Source organism: Nocardioides sp. T5 (assembly GCF_048161455.1).
GTDB lineage: Bacteria > Actinomycetota > Actinomycetes > Propionibacteriales > Nocardioidaceae > Nocardioides.
The window spans coordinates 128618-144801 of record NZ_CP182415.1; the positions used below are offsets into that span (position 1 = coordinate 128618).

At 72.2% G+C, this 16184-nt stretch carries 18 protein-coding genes; 7 read left to right on the plus strand and 11 right to left on the minus strand.

The features are described from left to right. Positions 1-40: 40 nt before the first annotated feature. The 7 genes from ACNKF0_RS00575 to ACNKF0_RS00605 form a co-directional block, all read right to left on the minus strand. A complete protein-coding gene (locus tag ACNKF0_RS00575; RefSeq protein ID WP_416955039.1) occupies positions 41-1030 on the minus strand; it encodes an adenylate/guanylate cyclase domain-containing protein in 990 nt (329 codons plus the stop codon). A gap of 5 nt (positions 1031-1035) precedes the next feature. Further along, positions 1036-1410 carry a cyclic nucleotide-binding domain-containing protein gene (locus ACNKF0_RS00580; RefSeq protein WP_299930535.1) on the minus strand — a complete coding sequence of 125 codons (375 nt, stop codon included), beginning with the start codon at positions 1408-1410 and terminating at the stop codon, positions 1036-1038. 67 nt (positions 1411-1477) lie between these two features. Continuing rightward, positions 1478-2716 carry an arginine deiminase gene (locus tag ACNKF0_RS00585; RefSeq protein WP_416955040.1) on the minus strand — a complete coding sequence of 413 codons (1239 nt, stop codon included), beginning with the start codon at positions 2714-2716 and terminating at the stop codon, positions 1478-1480. A 123-nt stretch (positions 2717-2839) separates the two neighbouring features. Next, positions 2840-3766: a hypothetical protein gene (locus tag ACNKF0_RS00590; protein ID WP_416955041.1), complete on the minus strand. Its 927-nt coding sequence runs from the start codon at positions 3764-3766 to the stop codon at positions 2840-2842. Positions 3767-3929: 163 nt separating this feature from the next. Then, positions 3930-5078, minus strand: a complete 1149-nt coding sequence (locus ACNKF0_RS00595; RefSeq protein WP_416955042.1) for a GNAT family N-acetyltransferase — start codon at positions 5076-5078, stop codon at positions 3930-3932. After that, a complete protein-coding gene (locus tag ACNKF0_RS00600; RefSeq protein WP_299930546.1) occupies positions 5060-5665 on the minus strand; it encodes a TMEM165/GDT1 family protein in 606 nt (201 codons plus the stop codon). Before ACNKF0_RS00600 ends, ACNKF0_RS00595 begins: the two co-directional genes overlap by 19 nt. A 33-nt stretch (positions 5666-5698) precedes the next feature. Then, entirely contained in the window at positions 5699-6535 is an 837-nt protein-coding gene (locus ACNKF0_RS00605; protein WP_299930549.1) for a prephenate dehydratase, read from the minus strand. Between the two features lie 69 nt (positions 6536-6604). Between ACNKF0_RS00605 and ACNKF0_RS00610 the strand changes: the two genes are divergently transcribed. Further along, entirely contained in the window at positions 6605-6997 is a 393-nt protein-coding gene (locus ACNKF0_RS00610) for a DUF4446 family protein (protein WP_416955043.1), read from the plus strand. A 17-nt stretch (positions 6998-7014) separates the two neighbouring features. Here the strand turns inward: ACNKF0_RS00610 and ACNKF0_RS00615 are convergent, their stop codons facing one another. Then, positions 7015-8589: a YegS/Rv2252/BmrU family lipid kinase gene (locus tag ACNKF0_RS00615; protein ID WP_416955044.1), complete on the minus strand. Its 1575-nt coding sequence runs from the start codon at positions 8587-8589 to the stop codon at positions 7015-7017. A 59-nt stretch (positions 8590-8648) separates the two neighbouring features. Here ACNKF0_RS00615 and serS point away from each other — a divergent pair, with 59 nt between their 5' ends. From serS to ACNKF0_RS00645, 6 genes are read left to right on the plus strand one after another with little or no spacing between them, the layout of a single operon-like run. Next, positions 8649-9917 carry a serine--tRNA ligase gene (gene serS, locus ACNKF0_RS00620; protein WP_416955045.1) on the plus strand — a complete coding sequence of 423 codons (1269 nt, stop codon included), beginning with the start codon at positions 8649-8651 and terminating at the stop codon, positions 9915-9917. Further along, positions 9910-10746 carry an HAD family hydrolase gene (locus ACNKF0_RS00625; RefSeq protein ID WP_299930560.1) on the plus strand — a complete coding sequence of 279 codons (837 nt, stop codon included), beginning with the start codon at positions 9910-9912 and terminating at the stop codon, positions 10744-10746. Before serS ends, ACNKF0_RS00625 begins: the two co-directional genes overlap by 8 nt. A 3-nt stretch (positions 10747-10749) precedes the next feature. Then, positions 10750-11070 (plus strand): DUF1905 domain-containing protein, encoded by a 321-nt coding sequence (locus ACNKF0_RS00630; protein ID WP_416955046.1) that lies wholly within the window; start codon positions 10750-10752, stop codon positions 11068-11070. After that, complete coding sequence (locus ACNKF0_RS00635; RefSeq protein ID WP_416955047.1) at positions 11067-11885, plus strand: HAD family hydrolase; 819 nt, start codon at positions 11067-11069, stop codon at positions 11883-11885. The genes ACNKF0_RS00630 and ACNKF0_RS00635 overlap by 4 nt, the downstream gene beginning before the upstream one ends. A gap of 10 nt (positions 11886-11895) precedes the next feature. Then, positions 11896-12474 (plus strand): hypothetical protein, encoded by a 579-nt coding sequence (locus ACNKF0_RS00640; protein WP_299930569.1) that lies wholly within the window; start codon positions 11896-11898, stop codon positions 12472-12474. Position 12475: 1 nt separating this feature from the next. Further along, the gene (locus ACNKF0_RS00645) at positions 12476-13033 is read left to right on the plus strand and encodes a hypothetical protein (protein ID WP_416955048.1); all 558 of its coding nucleotides are present in this window, start codon (positions 12476-12478) and stop codon (positions 13031-13033) included. 4 nt (positions 13034-13037) lie between these two features. On the opposite strand, the gene ACNKF0_RS00650 is transcribed toward ACNKF0_RS00645, so the two are convergent. From ACNKF0_RS00650 to ACNKF0_RS00660, 3 genes are all read right to left on the minus strand, one after another. Continuing rightward, a complete protein-coding gene (locus tag ACNKF0_RS00650; protein WP_416955049.1) occupies positions 13038-13697 on the minus strand; it encodes a bacterial proteasome activator family protein in 660 nt (219 codons plus the stop codon). 200 nt (positions 13698-13897) lie between these two features. Next, positions 13898-15112 (minus strand): IS30 family transposase, encoded by a 1215-nt coding sequence (locus ACNKF0_RS00655; protein ID WP_416955050.1) that lies wholly within the window; start codon positions 15110-15112, stop codon positions 13898-13900. A gap of 100 nt (positions 15113-15212) precedes the next feature. Beyond that, positions 15213-16181: an NAD(P)H-quinone oxidoreductase gene (locus tag ACNKF0_RS00660; RefSeq protein ID WP_416955051.1), complete on the minus strand. Its 969-nt coding sequence runs from the start codon at positions 16179-16181 to the stop codon at positions 15213-15215. Between the last annotated feature and the right edge of the window lie 3 nt (positions 16182-16184).

The window sequence follows — 16184 nt, forward strand, 5'->3', positions numbered from 1 at the left end:
CCGGTCGTTGTTGTTTCCCCCGTCAACAACGACCGGGCTTTCACGTCTCCGTCGCCCTGACGCGCCAGGCCTCGAGGTGGGTGAACCCCTTGGCCGAGATCCGGCGCGCGCGCCGGAACCGCCACGCGTCCCCCTCGTCGCTCGCCAGCGCCTCGTGCACCCCCGCGTCGACCAGCACGCTGCCGGGCCGCGCGGCCGACGTCAGGCGGGAGGCGGCGTTGACCGTCGAGCCGAAGACGTCACCGAGGCGTCGTACGACGGACCCGTGCGCGATGCCGGCCCGCACGGCCGGAAAGGGGTCCTCGGCGTCCGCCCCGCGCGCGGTCAGCGCGAGGGCCACCTCCACGGCGGCGGCCGGGTCGGCGACGGTGAACAGCACCTCGTCGCCGATCGTCTTGATCACCTGGCCGCCGTGGTCGACCACGAGCGTCGTCGTGTCCTGCTCGAAGCCGTCGACCCACCGCACCAGCTCGGGCCCGTCGAGGCTGCGGCTCTGCGTGGTGTAGCCGACGATGTCGACGAAGCCCACCGACAGCTGCGACTCGGTGGTGGTCAGGGTGCTGGCGTCCTCGAGCAGGTGCTCGGCCGCGCTGGCCAGGTGGCGCCGCCAGACGTAGCCCTGCAGCGCCTCGACGCGGGGGAGCACCTCGCTCACCAGCTCGGTGAGGCCGGCCGGACCGGCGCTCGGGTCGCTGTCGTCGACGGCCAGCCCTGCGAGCAACGTCGTCTGCCACTCGGCGAGGCGGGCGTAGCTGCGGCCCCAGGTCCGCACCAGCGCTGCCTGCGACTCCGGTGGCAGGATCCCGATCCGCACCAGCTCGGCGGAGAGGCGCAGGGCCTCGACGTCGCTCTCGGCGAACGCGACGTCGTCGTCGGTGCGGTGGGGGAAACCGAGCTGGTGCCACAGGGTGACGGCGAGGTCGAGCGGCACCCCGGCGCGCTCGGCCACCTCGACGCGGGTCAGGCTCGGCTCCTCGCCGAGGAGGAGGGCGCCCAGCGCCCGGGCGTCGTCGGGCCCGGCCCCGCCCATCCGCCTCAGCTCCCCTCGAGGCGCCGGGCTGCCGCCGCGCGGAGGGCGGCGCCGAAGGCCGGCACCTGCTCGACCAGCTGATGGATCGTGTCGCTCGTGAAGTGGACGACCCGGAGCGGTGTCAGGGCGACGACGGTCGCCGATCGCAGGGTGCGGTTGACGATGGCCGCCTCGCCGACGACGGAGCCGGGTCCGAGGGTGGCGATCTCGACACCACCCCTGCGGACCGACACCTCGCCCTCGGTGATGAGGTACGCCTTGTCGGCCGGGGTGCTCTCGGCGATGGGCGACCAGCCCTGCGGCAGCGTGAGCGGACGACCGGCTGCCAGCACGCGTTCGACGTCGGCGGGCCCGAGCCCGTCCAGGATCGAGTCAGTCATGCCTCGTCAACGAAGCACACCGGCGAACGTGACGCGCCGGTCCGGTCCGGTCGGCGTCAGTCCGGCGTCAGTCCGCGTGCAGGGGCTCGCGGGAGATCGGGCAGCTCATGCAGCGCGGGCCGCCGCGTCCCGAGCCGAGCTCCGACCCGGCGATCCGGACGACCTCGATCCCGGCGTCCTCGAGCCGGTCGTTGGTCTCGTCGTTGCGCTCGTAGGCGACCGCCACCCGCGGCGCGAGGGCCAGGGTGTTGTTGCCGTCGTCCCACTGCTCTCGCTCGGCGGTGACCGGGTCGAGGCCGGTGTCGATCTGGTGGAGGGTGTCGATCTGCATGGCCTTGGCCGCGGCGACGAGGAAGGGCTCGTAGCCGCTGACGCTCAGGCTGAGGTCGGACTCGCCCGAGCCCGGGTCGTCGAGGGTGACGGTCACGGCGCGGAGCGTGTCGGCGACGTTGGGGTACATCACGACCTTGTCGACGTCGACCATCGTGCAGACGGTGTCGAGGTGCATCGTCGCGCGCTCCTGCGCGATCGGCACGGCCAGCACGGTGTGGGCGAGGTCGGCGTGGAAGACCTGGCGGGCGAGCCGCTCGACCCCGGCGGGCGTCGTACGCTCCCCGACGCCGACGGCGATCACGCCCGGCGCCAGGAGCAGGACGTCGCCGCCCTCGACGTGCTCGTTGTGCCAGCCGTGGATCTTGCGGGTGCCGGCGAAGCGCGGGTGCTCGGTGTAGATCAGCTCGGTCAGCTGCGTCTCGCGCTTGCGGGCCGGCATCGCGAGGCTGGTGACGGCCACCCGGTCGCGCACCCACACGCTCGAGTCGCGGGTGAAGAGCAGGTTGGGCAGCGGGTCGATGAGGAAGTCGTGGGGGTCGAGCAGGCTGGTGACGAGCCCGTGCCCGCCCTTGACCTCGTCGTTGCGGATGCCCGCGGTCAGGACGTCGGTCAGCTCGGCCGGCGCGAGGTCGCGCAGCGCCTGCGCGAGGTAGCGGCGCATGGTGTCGCCGAGGTGCAGCCCTGACAGCGCGCTCGTGATGGCGTGGTTGCGGGCCATCTCGCTCTCGAGCGTCTCGGTGAGCAGCTCGGTCAGGTAGAGCACCTCCACGCCGCGGTGGCGCAGCGTCTCCGCGAACGCGTCGTGCTCCTCCTGCGCCCGGCTCACCCACGGGATGCCGTCGAACAGCAGCCGGTCGTTGTTGCGGGGCGTGAGACGCTTGAGCTCGTTGCCGGGGCGGTGGAGCATGACGGTGGCCAGGCGGCCGACCTCGCTGTCGGCTCCGTGCGGGGTGCCGGTGGTGGGGTTGGGCATAGGCGGGACTCTAGCGCTGCCGTGCGCGGGCGTCGTGCGCGGAAGCGGCGCTCACCCGCCGCGCACGTGCGGCGGATCTGGCCCCGAAACGGGCGAATCGAGGGCCAGATCCGCCGCACGTGCTCACGCGGCGTCGGCGTGGCCCGGGAAGTGGGGCCGCCAGCCGTCTCCCAGGCGGAGGGGTACGCCGGGCAGGCCGCGGGCGAGGAGCACGCGGTGGATGCGGCGGAGGGTGTGATCAGGTGTGGCGTGGATGCCGGAGCTGATGACGGGCAGCAGTCGCCAGTGCGAGTCGTCGACCGCGTCGCGGCGCTCGAGATCGGCCTCCCACGCCCCCGGGACGAGCACATGGAGCTTGCCGTTGAACTCGACCGCGACCTTGATCGCCGGGTAGCTCAGGTCGTACTTGCGGATCACGTCGCCCACCTCGTCGCGCACCTTGAGGTTGACCACCGGCTCGGGCAGTCCGGCGAGCACGATGAGCATGCGCAGCCGCGTCTCCATCGGTGAGTCGACATCACGCCGGACGAAGGCGGCCGCCCGTGCCGCCGGTGAGGAGGCCTTGTGCCGGACCTCTGCACAGAACCGGACCAGGGCCTCGGGGGTGACGAGCCGTCGCCGGACCATCGCGTCCCCGAGGACGACGAGGTCGACCAGCGTCAGCTGCTCCGCCATCTCGACGAACAGCATCAGTGGCTCGGTCACCCGTACGCCGTTGACCACGCGGGTGGCGGTGTGCCGACCGACGTGGACCTTCACGCCTCGGTGCCGGCGGCGGAGTCCCGCCCGGGGGACGCTCACGTGCTCGTCGCCGATCGTCGGGATCGGGAGGTCGTACACCCGAGCTGCCGAGGCATGGCTCGCCCACGCCACCCCGTCGTACGGCATCAAGGCGGCCCGGGCGCGGACACGGGGCGTGACGACCGTCGTCTCGGCGACGTAGGTGCCCGGCAGCACCAGCCGGTAGCCCGGCCCGCGCAGCTCCTTGGCGCTCACGCCGGCCGCGAGTGCGGTGCCACGCTGGAAGGGTCTCCTCGGGTCGAAGTCCATCCCCGGATGGTGCCCGGATCTCGGCGCGGACCGCGGGCGTCATCCACAGCACCGCTCGCACGTGCGGCGGTTCTGGCCCCGCAAACGCCGATCTGAGGGCCACATCCGCCGCACGTGCGACGGCTTGGCGGCGGCAGCTGGGGCCGGACCCGACCGCGGGCGGTCAGCCCAGCGCCCGCCACTCCTCGCGGAGGAGGGCGTACTCGTAGGAGTCGGTCCAGGCGCCCTTGGACCAGAAGTCCCCGAGGCGGTGGACCTCGCGGCGCATGCCGAGGCGCTCGCAGAGGGCGGCGGAGCGGTCGTTGCGGGCGTCGAGGTTCGCGACGACCCGCCGGAGGCCGAAGTGCTCGAAGCCGAGGCGCAGCACGGCGCGGGCGGCCTCGGTGGCGTACCCGTGGCCACCGGACCCGGGGAGGATCGTCCAGCCGATCTCGCCCTCGGTGAGGCCGGTGCCCTGGAGGTGCAGCATCGAGTCGCCGACCACGGTGCCGTCGTGAGTGGCGACGACGAGGCCGACGAACGTGCCGTCGCCGGGGTCCATGCGCCGCCGGACCATCTCGCCGACCTCGGCACGGTTCATCGGTCGGCTCAGCAGCAGGCTGGTCCACTCCTCCGAGGCCCACCCCACGGCGAACGCGTCGGCGTCGGCGGGCTCGAAGGGCCGCAGCACGAGACGTTCGGTGCGCAGCGGCCAGACCGGCGGGACGGGGGTGAGGAACTCCGCGCGCGGGGCGTCGACCCACCTCTCCCGGACCGTGGGGCCACCGAAGCGGAGCCGGTCGTACGCCGTCATCGGCAGGAGGATCGCGTCGAGCCCGGGCACGGCCAGCACGCCGTCGACGGCCTGGCCGAGCAGGCCGCGGCCGACCGGGTCGTGGGGGTCGCGGCGCAGGACCTCGACCGCGGCCGACGCCTCGGCGACGCGCGCGGTCTTCATCCGGATCCGGATCGGCGTCACCTCGCGCAGGCAGACGTACTGCCCGGACAGGTAGTGACCCCACTCGTCCTCACCGGTGGCCGTGTCGTCGGCCCAGAACGCGAGGAACCAGTCACGCAGCCGGTCGACACCACCGGCGAGCTCGGCGAGGGCGCCGTGGTCGGCGGGCACCATCGGCGTCCCGTCACTGAGCACGTACGACGGCAGCGGCAGGCGACCGGCCAGCATCTGCTCCATCGCCGCGGGCGTGGCCGCGACGAAGTGCTCGCGGACGTAGGCGTCGTCCTCGTCGGTCATCGGGTGGTCCCCGTTGACGGCGACGAAGCGATCCCGGACAGCTGCGACCAGCGGGTCGCTCAGCGCGTCATCTCCCACACCGTCAAGGCTGCCATGAGCACGCAGACGGCCGCACCCACGTAGTGCAGCACCGAGAGCCGCACCCGCTGGAGGAGCAGTCGGCCGACGATGACCGCGAGGCCGGAGACCGCCAGCAGCGCACCCCAGGCGCCGAGGAAGACCGACACCGGGTCGTCGTACTTGGCGACGAGCGAGATCGTCAGCAGCTGTGAGAGGTCACCCCACTCGGCGGCGAAGAGGACCAGGAAGGACGTCACGACGACCTTGAACCCGTGGGCGCCGGAGTCGGCCCTGGCGGCGTACTCGTCCTCCTGGGCGCCCTCGTCGGCGTCGGCGGTGCGCGCGGCCCGGAAGAGGATGATCGCGCCGATCACGAACATCAGCGCGGCGACGGTGTGGATCAGCTGCTCCGGCAGGAACGACGCGGCCTTGCCGATGCCGACCGCGACCCCGGTCTGCACGAGGAAGGCGAGCGCGACGCCGATCCACACGAACAGCGGACGCATCTTGGTCGACATCACCAGCGTGGCGATGAAGGTCTTGTCGGGCAGCTCGACGACGAAGATCGCGCCGAAGGCCAGCGCCACCACCAGGGGATCGATCACCGGGGGAGTGTGTCAGCCGCTCTGCGCGACCAGCTATTCGGCACGGAAGGCATCGGCGGGGTAGACGCCGAGCACCTTGACCTCGGTGGTGAAGAACGCCAGCTCCTCCAGCGCGTTGCGCACCCCCGGGTCGTCGGGGTGGCCGTCGACCTCGGCCAGGAACTGGGTGGCGGTGAAGTGGCCCCCGACCATGTAGCTCTCCAGCTTGGTCATGTTGACGCCGTTGGTCGCGAAGCCGCCGAGTGCCTTGTAGAGCGCGGCCGGGAGGTTGCGCACGTTGAAGATGAACGTCGTCACGACCGGTCCGTTGCCGGACGGCGCCTGCTCGAAGTCGCGCGAGAGGACCACGAAGCGCGTGGTGTTGTGGTCCTCGTCCTCGATCTCCTCGCGCAGCACCTGCAGGCCGTAGATCTCCGCGGCCAGCGGGGGCGCGATCGCGGCCTGGGTCGGGTCACCGGACTCCGCGACCTCGCGGGCGGCCCCCGCGGTGTCGCCGGCCACGACGGGCGTGAGGCCGAGCTCGCGGATCACCCCGCGGCACTGGCCGAGCGCGTGGACGTGGCTGTGCACGGTGCGCAACGACTCGATGCTCGCCTCCGGCAAGGCCATCAGGGAGAACTGGATGCGCAGGAACCGCTCGCCCACGATGTGCAGGTCGGAGGTCGGCAGGAAGTGGTGGATGTCGGCCACCCGGCCGGCGATCGAGTTGTCGATCGGGATCATCGCGAGGTCGGCCTCGCCCGTCTCCACGGCGGCGAAGGCGTCCTCGAACGACGCGCACGCGAGCGGCTCCCAGTCGGGATAGGCCTGCTGGCACACCAGGTGGGAGTTGGCGCCGGGTTCTCCCTGGTAGGCGATGCGACGGGTCACGTCGGCGAGTGTGTCACCTCCGGGGGTGTCCGACGGGCCGTGACCGCCCCCCGAACATAGGGTCAGCGCATGCTCGATGTCGTCGCCGTCGTCCTCGCCGCCGTTGCCTGCGCGCTCGCCGCGCTCGCCCTCCGTCGTACGACGACCCGCACCGGTGGGGAAGGCGTCGACGCGCTGCCCGAGGACGTGCACGGCCTGCGGCAAGAGGTCGCTGCCCTCAAGGCGGAGAGCGCCGACGCGCTGCGGCACCTGTCGGTGGTGCGCTACGACGCGTTCGGCGACGTCGGCGGCCACCTCAGCTGGAGCCTCGCCGTGCTCGACGACGCCGGCCACGGGGTCGTGCTGACCTCGATCCACGGCCGCAGCGAGGCCCGCACCTACGCCAAGTCGATCTCCTCCTGGTCGTGCGGGCAGCAGCTCTCGCCCGAGGAGGAGGAGGCGATCGAGCACGCCCGTCCCTGAGGCGTTGCGGCAGAGGTTCAGCGCGGCACGCGCACCAGCAGGCGGCCGTGGATGCACTCCATCCGGAGCTCGCGGCCCTCGCCGATGGAGTCGCCGTCGAGCTGGCGGGGGGTGTCGGTGGCGGCCGTGATCCGGACCCGCGAGCCGGTGCGCCGGTCGATCAGCTCGTCGACGGTCTGGCTCTTCGCGAGCACCCGCACGGCGAGGGGGATCCACGACAGGAACTTGCGGGGGTGCAGGATCACCACGTCGAGCACGCCGTCGTCGATGGTGGCGTCGGGCAGCAGCGGCATGCCGGCCTGGAGGAAGCCGACGTTGCCGACGAGGACCGTGCGGGCCCGGTGGCTGGTGGGCTCGTCGTCGTCGATCTGGATCTCGACCCGGACCGCCGGGAACATCAGCGACTTCAGGCCCGAGATGACGTAGGCGACCCAGCCGATCTTCTTCTTGATGTCCTCGTTGACGCCCTCCATGATCGCGGCGTCGAAGCCCATCCCGGCCATCACCATGAAGTGGGTGTCCTCGATGCCGTCGCCGCCGACCTCGACCATGTCGATGGCCCGGTCCTGGCCGTTGAGCGCGATGTCGACCGCGGAGCGGATGTAGAGCGGGATGCCGAGGTTGCGGGCGAGGAGGTTGCCCGTGCCGGCCGGGACGATGCCCACCGGGATGCCGGTGCCGGCGAGCTCGGCGCACACCTCGCGCACGGTGCCGTCGCCGCCGCAGACGATGACCAGGTCGGCCCCGGCGACGGCGGCGCGCTCGGCCATGCCGGTGCCGGGGTCCTCGACGGTCGTGTACTGCCAGGCCGGCTCGGACCAGCCGGACTCCTGGGCCATCCCGGCGACGAGGGAGCGGAACTGGCCGACGTCCTCGACCTTGATGGGGTTGAGGATCACCGCCAGCCGCTTCTCCGAGGCGTAGACCTCCGGCAGCGGCTCGCTCTTCGCCGCGATCGAGCGCGGCCGCGGGTCGATGAAGGCCAGCGTGAGCAGGAAGACCGTCAGGCCCAGCAGCAGGCCGCCGATGACGTCGCTGGGGAAGTGCCGGCCCAGGAGCACGCGGTCCAGCGCCACGACGAGCCACCACGCGACGACCGCGGCGATGCCGAGCCGGCGCAGCGACGTACGACGTACGAACAGGACGAGCAGCATGATCAGGAGCGCCGCGAAGGCTGCCGTGGACGACGCGTGGCCCGACGGGAAGCTGAAGTTGGCGTGCAGGCCGAGGGTGTCCTGCCAGTCCGGGCGGTCGCGGCCGAGCCAGTGCTTGAGGCCCGTCGTCGCGAGCGAGGTCACCGACATCACCACGACGACCAGGAGCGCCGCCCAGCGGTGGCGTCGCAGGAGCAGCCAGAGCGCCAGCAGGACGGTGAGGACGGTCATCCCGATCGTCCCGAAGGCGACCTCCACGAACCGCAGCCCGTCGATGAGCAGCGCGTGGTCGTCGGCCCAGTCCTCGAGGCGCCGGCCCTCCACGTCGAAGGTGTCGAGCGGAGCCCGGTCACGGGTCACGAAGAAGCCGAGGACCGCGAACAGGGCTGCCACGAGGGCTGCCCCACCGAGGGCGCGGTTGCGAGAGGCGGGAGTCACCCGCGAAGTATGCCCACACCGGACGGGCCTCCCCACGCCCGGACGGATAGCCTTCATTCGTGATCGATCCCCGCCTGCTCCGTGACGACCCCGACCGCGTGCGCGCCGCCCAGGCCAAGCGCGGACTGTCCGACGACGTGGTGGACCGGGCGCTGGCGGCCGACTCCGCGCGGCGGAAGGCGATCGCCGACTTCGAGGCCAAGCGGTCCGAGCAGAAGGCCAGCGGTGCGCTCGTCGCGAAGGCGCAGGGCGAGGAGAAGCAGGCCCTGCTCGCGCAGGTCAAGGACCTCGCGGCGAGCGTCAAGCAGGCCGAGGCCGCGCGCAACGCCGCCGAGGCCGAGTGGGACGAGGCCATCAAGGCGATCCCCAACCCGGCCGCCGACGAGGCGCCTGCCGGCGGGGAGGACGACTTCGTCGTGCTCGAGCACGTCGGGACGCCGCGGGAGTTCGACTTCGAGCCGCGCGACCACATCGAGCTCGGCAGGCTGCTCGGCGCCATCGACCTCGAGCGCGGCGCCAAGGTCAGCGGCTCGCGCTTCTACTTCCTCACCGGCATCGGGGCTCAGCTCGAGCTCGCGCTGGTCAGCATGGCGATGGACCAGGCCCGCAACGCCGGCTTCACGCAGGTCATCGCCCCGTCGCTGGTCAAGCCGCGGGCCATGGAGGGCACCGGCTTCCTCGGCCAGGCCGCCGACGACGTCTACCGGATCGAGGGCGAGGACCTCTACCTCGTCGGCACGAGCGAGGTCGCGATGGCGGCCTACCACTCCGACGAGATCCTCGACGCCGCCTCGCTGCCGCGTCGCTACGCCGCCTTCAGCCCGTGCTTCCGCAAGGAGGCCGGCAGCCACGGCAAGGACACCAAGGGCATCATCCGCGTGCACTGGTTCGACAAGGTGGAGATGTTCGTCCACACGACGGTCGAGGAGTCCTACGCCGAGCACGAGCGGCTGCTGGCGTGGGAGAAGGAGTTCCTCGACAAGCTGGGTCTCGCCTACCGCGTCATCGACGTCGCCGCTGGCGACCTCGGGCTGAGCGCGCAGCGCAAGTTCGACTGCGAGGCGTGGATCCCGACGCAGGGCAAGTACCGCGAGCTCACCTCGACCTCCAACTGCACCGACTTCCAGGCGCGCCGCCTCGACATCCGCACCCGCGACGAGAAGGGCCAGACCGTCCCGGTCGCGACCCTCAACGGCACCCTCACCGCGATCACGCGCACCATCGTGGCGATCCTGGAGACCCACCAGAACGAGGACGGCTCGGTCACCGTGCCGGAGGCGCTGCGCCCCTACCTCGGCGGCCTGGAAGTGATGAAACCCCTTGGCTGACTGGACTCCCCGTGTCGTCGCGCTCGACATCGACGGCACGCTGCTCAAGTGGGTCGACGGGCAGACCGAGGACTACGAGACCATCACGCCCGAGGTCTACGACGCCGTGCACCGCGCGCTCGACGCCGGCGCCCACATCGTGCTGGCCAGCGGCCGCTCGCCGCACGGCATGACGACCATCGCCGACCTGCTCGACATCCCGCGCGAGGAAGCCGACCAGCTGTGGGTCGTGGCGTCCAACGGTGCCGTCGTCTTCCGCTACCCGCCCATGGAGGTCGTCCACGAGGAGACCTTCGACGCCGCCCCGGCCGTCGCCGCGGTGCTGGAGCACCACCCGCACGCGCTGGTCGCGGTCGAGGAGCGCGAGGTCGGCGGCTACCGCGTCAACCGGGTCTTCCCCGAGGGTGAGCTGTCGGGTGAGCAGGTGATCACCCACGTCGATGACATCGTCGGCGAGCCGGTCAGCCGTGTGATCGTCCGCGACCCCGAGGCGACCGCCGACGACTTCATCGAGCTGGCGGCCAGGCTCGGCCTGCACGGCACCGACTACGTCGTCGGCTGGACCGCGTGGCTCGACCTCTCCCCGGTCGGGGTCTCGAAGGCGTCGGGCCTGCAGCACGTCTGCGACAAGGTGGGGCTGTCCGCGGCCGACGTGCTCGCGATCGGCGACGGGCGCAACGACATCGAGATGCTCCGCTGGGCCGGTCGCGGCGTGGCGATGGGGCAGGCCGTCGACGAGGTCAAGGCGGCGGCCGACGACGTCACCGCCACCGTCCACGACGAGGGCGCCGCGGTCGAGATGACGCGCTGGTTCCCGCGGGGCACCTGAGGCGTGGACGAGGGCGTCACCTTCACCGCCGAGCTGTGGCGGTGGACCGCGCGCAAGGAGTCCACCGACGCGGGCGCGTGGTGCTTCGTGACCCTGCCGGTCGACCTCGCCGACGAGATCCGCGAGCGGGCCGGCGAACCGCGCGGCTTCGGCTCGGTGCGGGTGCGCGCCCGGGTCGGATCGACCACCTGGGACACCAGCGTCTTCCCCGATGCCGGCTCCGGCAGCTTCGTGCTCCCGGTCAAGAAGGCGGTGCGCACGGCCGCGGGCGTGACCGAGGGCGACCTGCTGACCGTCACCGTGTCCGTCCGGGACGGTTCGTGACCGCGCCGCGGCTGGTCGCCACCGACCTCGACGGCACCCTGCTCGGCTCCGAGGGGCGGGTCTCGGCACGCACCCGCGCGGTCCTCGACGAGCTCGACGCGGCCGGCGTACCCGTCGTCTTCACCACAGGTCGTCCGATCCGCTGGATGGAGGAGCTGTGGGAGGCCGTCGGCGGGCACGGGCTCGCGATCTGCAGCAACGGGGGGATCGTGTACGACGTCGCGCGCCGGGAGGTGCGCACCGCCCGGACCATCCCGGCCGAGGTGCTGCTCGAGGTCGCGGCGCGGCTGCGCGCCGACCTGCCCGGCACCGTCTTCGCACTCGAGAAGACCACCGGGTTCGCGAAGGAGCCCGACTTCATGCCACGGCTGGCCGTCAACCTCGCGCCCGACGTGCCGACCGCTCCGCTGGAGGAGCTCGTCGACGGCGACGTGGTCAAGCTGCTCGCCCGCCACGAGGACCACGAGCCCGAGCCCTACTGGGAGCTCGTGGCCGGCGCCCTCGGCGAGCAAGTCGTCACCACCTGGTCGTCGGTGGGCACGCTCGTGGAGATCAGCGCGGCCGGCGTGACCAAGGCGTCCACGCTGGCCACCGTCGCGGCCGGCATGGGGCTCGGGCCCGCCGACGTGGTGGCCTTCGGCGACATGCCCAACGACCTGCCGATGCTGGAGTGGGCGGGAACGTCCTACGCGATGGCCAACGCCCACCCGACGGTGCGCGAGCTGGCCGACCACCTCGCGCCCCACCACGACGAGGACGGGGTGGCCACGGTGCTCGCCGACCTCTTCGGCCTCTCCTCCGGCCTCCCTCGCTAGGCTGCCCGCCATGATCCACGCCGCCCGACTCGCTGCCGCACTGCTCCTCGCGTGCCTCGGCCTCGTGGTGACGGTCCAGGCCCCGGCCGCCGCAGCCGACTGCACCTGCCGCAACCGGACCGGCGGGCTCGAGCAGCAGGTCCAGCGCGCCGACGCCGTCTTCATCGGCACCGTCGACAACGTGGAGGTCGCCGGCAACGACCACACCTACGACGTCACCGCCTCGCGGGCCTACCAGGGCACGCCGGAGCGCTCCACCCAGGTGTTCTCGGCCGGTGGGAAGAACGCCTGCGGCCTCGGCGAGCTGGCCGTCGGCACGTCCTACGTCTTCATCGCGACCGGCACCGGCGCCCCCTTCGAGGCCGACAGCTGCAGCGGCACCAGCGAGGCCAACCCAACCAAGGTCGCCAAGATCGAGGCGCTCCTCGGCGAGGGCACCTCGGTCGAGCCGCCCCCGCCCCCGACGGCCCAGCGCACGCTGGTGGAGGACTCGCCACCCGCCGGGTTCGCCCGCGCGGCGGCACCCGGCGCGGCGGCCGCGATCATCGGCCTCCTCGGCCTCGTCGTCGTACGCCGCCTCGCGCGCTGACGTGGTCGCCCGCCTGTTCGCCGTCCTGGCGGTGCTCGCGGGTGGGCTGGTGCTGGGGTCGGCGGCCCCGGCCGCGGCGTGCAGCTGTGCCCGTCTGTCGCCGCAGCAGTACGCCGACCGGGCCGACGTGGCCTTCGTCGGGACCGCGACGAGCGAGCGGGCCGCCGACGGGGCGCTGGTCTACCGCTTCACCGTCGACACCGTGCACGCCGGGCGGGTGAGCCGCACCCAGGACGTCGTCGCGCCGCGGACCGGCAGCACGTGCGACCAGCGGCTGCCGCTCGATCGCGAGCTGCTCGTGCTGGCCAGCGTCGATGCGCGCGGTCGGCTGTCACTTCAGGACTGCCAGGATGCCGGGTGGGACGCCGAGGGCGCCTTCGCCGGCAAGCTGACCGCGGTCCTCGGCCCGGGGACCCCGCCGCTGCCCGGTCGGTCGGAGGTCGAGGCCGAGGGGACCGCCATGCCGGACCTGCTGTGGTCTGCCCTGGCGATCGGCGTCGTCGGCGCGCTCGGCCTGGTCGTCGTACGACGCCTCGCGCGCCCGTCGGGTCGAGGCTGAGGCCTCAGAGGTACATGCCGCCGCGGCTGCCGGCCGAGTCGTCCGGCTCGCCGCTGCCCGGCATCGTCGGCATCCCGGTCGGCTGGTGCGGACCCTGGGCGGGATGCCCGCCATGCCCGGCCGGGAGCGCGCGGCGCATCTGCTCGAGCTGGGCGCGTGAGGCCATCTGCTGGGCGTAGATCGCGGTCTGGATGCCGTGGAAGAGGCCTTCGAGCCAGCCGACGAGCTGGGCCTGGGCGATCCGCAGCTCGCCCTCGGACGGGGTGCCGTCCTCGGTGAACGGCAGCGAGAGCCTCTCGAGCTCCTCGACCAGCTCGGGCGCGAGGCCGGTCTCGAGCTCCTTGATCGACGCGGCGTGGATGTCCTTGAGCCGGTTGCGGCTGGCCTCGTCGAGCGGCGCGGCCTTCACCTCCTCGAGGAGCTGGCGGATCATGCTGCCGATCCGCATCACCTTGGCCGGCTGCTCGACCAGCTCGGTGATGTGGCGCTCGCCGTCGCCGTCCTCGTCGTCCCCGGCACCTGCCACCTGGGTCATCGCCGGGAGCGCGCTCGCCGGGATGGTGCCGATGGGCTGGCCGTCGGGGCCGAGGACCACGACCTGGTCCTCGTCCGCCCCCTGGCCGCTGGGGCCGTCGGTGGGCTCGGGCTGCTGCTGCTCGGTCATGGCCGCCACCCTAGTCCGGCGCCCCGAAGTCCACCTGGGCCCCGGTCGGCGCCTGTTCGGAGCGGTGCGTGACGCAGGTTCCGGGGACCGAGAACGTGCGTCAGTCACCGACGTACGGCGTCGCGCGGCCGCCGACTCGTGGAGCGGTGCGTGACGCAGGTTCCGGGCGCCTCGGCGTCAAGTGGTCGTTGCAACGTTGGTCATGCTGCTTGTTGTTGGAGTAGCCGGTTGAGCGCGTCCGCTGGGGTGCGCATGTCCAGGGTGGGGCGGGGTCTGGCGTTGAGGGAGTCTGCTGCGTCGCGGAGGTCGTCGATGCTGAACTGGCGCAGGTCGGTGCTCTTGGGGAACCAGTGGCGCAGCAGCCGGTTGGTGTTCTCGTTGGTGCCGCGCTGCCACGGCGAGTGCGGATCACAGAAGTAGACCGGCATCTTCAGGTCGGTCTGGATCCGCGCGTACTGAGTCATCTCGGTGCCGCGGTCCCAGGTCAGCGACCGGCGCAGGTGTTCGGGCAGCTGACCCATCTCGCGGATCATCGCGTCTGCGACTTCCTGCGCGGTGTGGCGACCGGGCAGGTGGAGCAGGATCGTGAACCGCGTCGCCCGCTCGACCAGGGTCCCAATCGCTGAACGCGAGTAGGGGCCCACGATCAGGTCGCCCTCCCAGTGTCCGGGCACCGCACGGTCCGCGGCCTCGGCCGGCCGGTCGCTGATGGTGAACGCCTGCGAGTAGGGGTTCCCGCTGCCCGGCCCGGCAGCCCGGCCCCGGCTGCGTCGCTTGGGCCGTTGGGTGGACAGCTGTTTGTGCAGGTCAGCACGCAGATGGCCACGACCCTGGACGTAGAGCGCCTGATAGATCGTCTCGTGGCTCACCCACTCATTGTTGCTGCCGCCTTGGGCTTCGACCTCGGCCCGCAGGGTCGCCGCGATCAACGCCGGCGACCAGCCGTGCTTGGTCATCCACTCATCGATCCGCTCACACAGCGCGGTGTTGTGGAGTTTGAACTCCTTGGGCCGGCGCCGGGCCAAGAACGCCTTGAGATGCGCCACGGCCGCGACGTAGCGCCCCTCGCCGGTCTTGTTGCGAGCAACCTCGCGGCTGATCACGGACTTGTCGCGACCCAGCCCCGCGGCGATCTGCGTCAACGACTCGTGCCGGCTCAGGCCGTACTCGATCACCCGCCGTTCCGGCAGCGTCAAGAACCGGCCCGGCCGCACGTCCAGCGGCGGCCCATGCACCGGACCACCGACCTTGCCCTTGGCGATGTGAACATCCATGCCGAAAGCCTGCCGCCACCACCGTGTCGAGGACCCCACCCCCGCCCCGACAGCCGCAGCAGCAGCCGTCAACGAAGCACCCTCGACACACACCAGCTCATAGAACCGATCCCGCGTCCCCACATCGTGAACGAAACCCATCGCATCGCTTCCTTCCTAGAAGCGTTGCAACGACCGTATGAATCCGCCCGCCGAGAACGTGCCTCACCCACCGCTCGAGGAGCGCGACAGAGGGAGTACGTCAGAGGGTGAGGACGATCTTGCCCGCGCGCCCGCCGTCGTCCATCAGCTGGTGGGCGCGGGCGACCTCGTCGAGGGGGAGCGTGGTCTCGACGATCGGGCGGACCCGGCCGGCGGTGACGAGCGGCCAGACGTTCTCCACGACCTCGCAGCAGATCTTGGCCTTCTCGACGAGGGGTCGGGAGCGGAGCGAGGTCGCCGTGACCGAGGCGCGCTTGCGGAGCAGGGCGTTGATGTCGAGCTCGCCCTTCGAGCCGCCCTGCATCCCGATGATGACGAGGCGGCCGCCGGCGGCGAGGGCGGTGACGTTGCGGCCGAGGTACTTCGCGCCCATGTTGTCGAGGATGACGTCGGCGCCCCCGGCCTCGGTGAGCACCTCGACGAAGTCCTCGTCGCGATAGCTGATCGCCCGGGTCGCGCCGAGCGAGCGGCACAGCTCGAGGGTCTCCGCGGAACCGGCGGTGGTGTGGACCTCGGCGCCGCGGGCGGCCGCGAGCTGGATGGCCATCGTGCCGATGCCGCCACCGCCGCCGTGGACGAGGAACCGCTCCCCCCGGTCGAGGTGGGCGGTCATGAAGACGTTGGACCAGACCGTCGCGGCGACCTCGGGCAGGCAGGCCGCCTCGACGAGGGAGACGCCGGCCGGGACGGGCATGACCTGGCCGACCGGCACCGCCACGCGCTCGGCGTACCCGCCGCCGGCGAGCAGGGCGCAGACCTCGTCGCCGACCTTCCAGCCCTCGACCCCCTCGCCGACCTCGGCGATCCGGCCGCTGCACTCGAGGCCCAGGACCTCGGACGCGCCGGGCGGCGGTGGGTAGAAGCCCTGCCGCTGCAGGGTGTCGGCCCGGTTGACGGCCGTGGCGGCGACGTCGAGGAGGACCTCGCCGACGCCGGGGCGCGGGTCGTCGACCTCGCCGACGGACAGCACGTCGGGGCCACCGGCCCCGCTGGTGACGGCAGCGCGCACGCG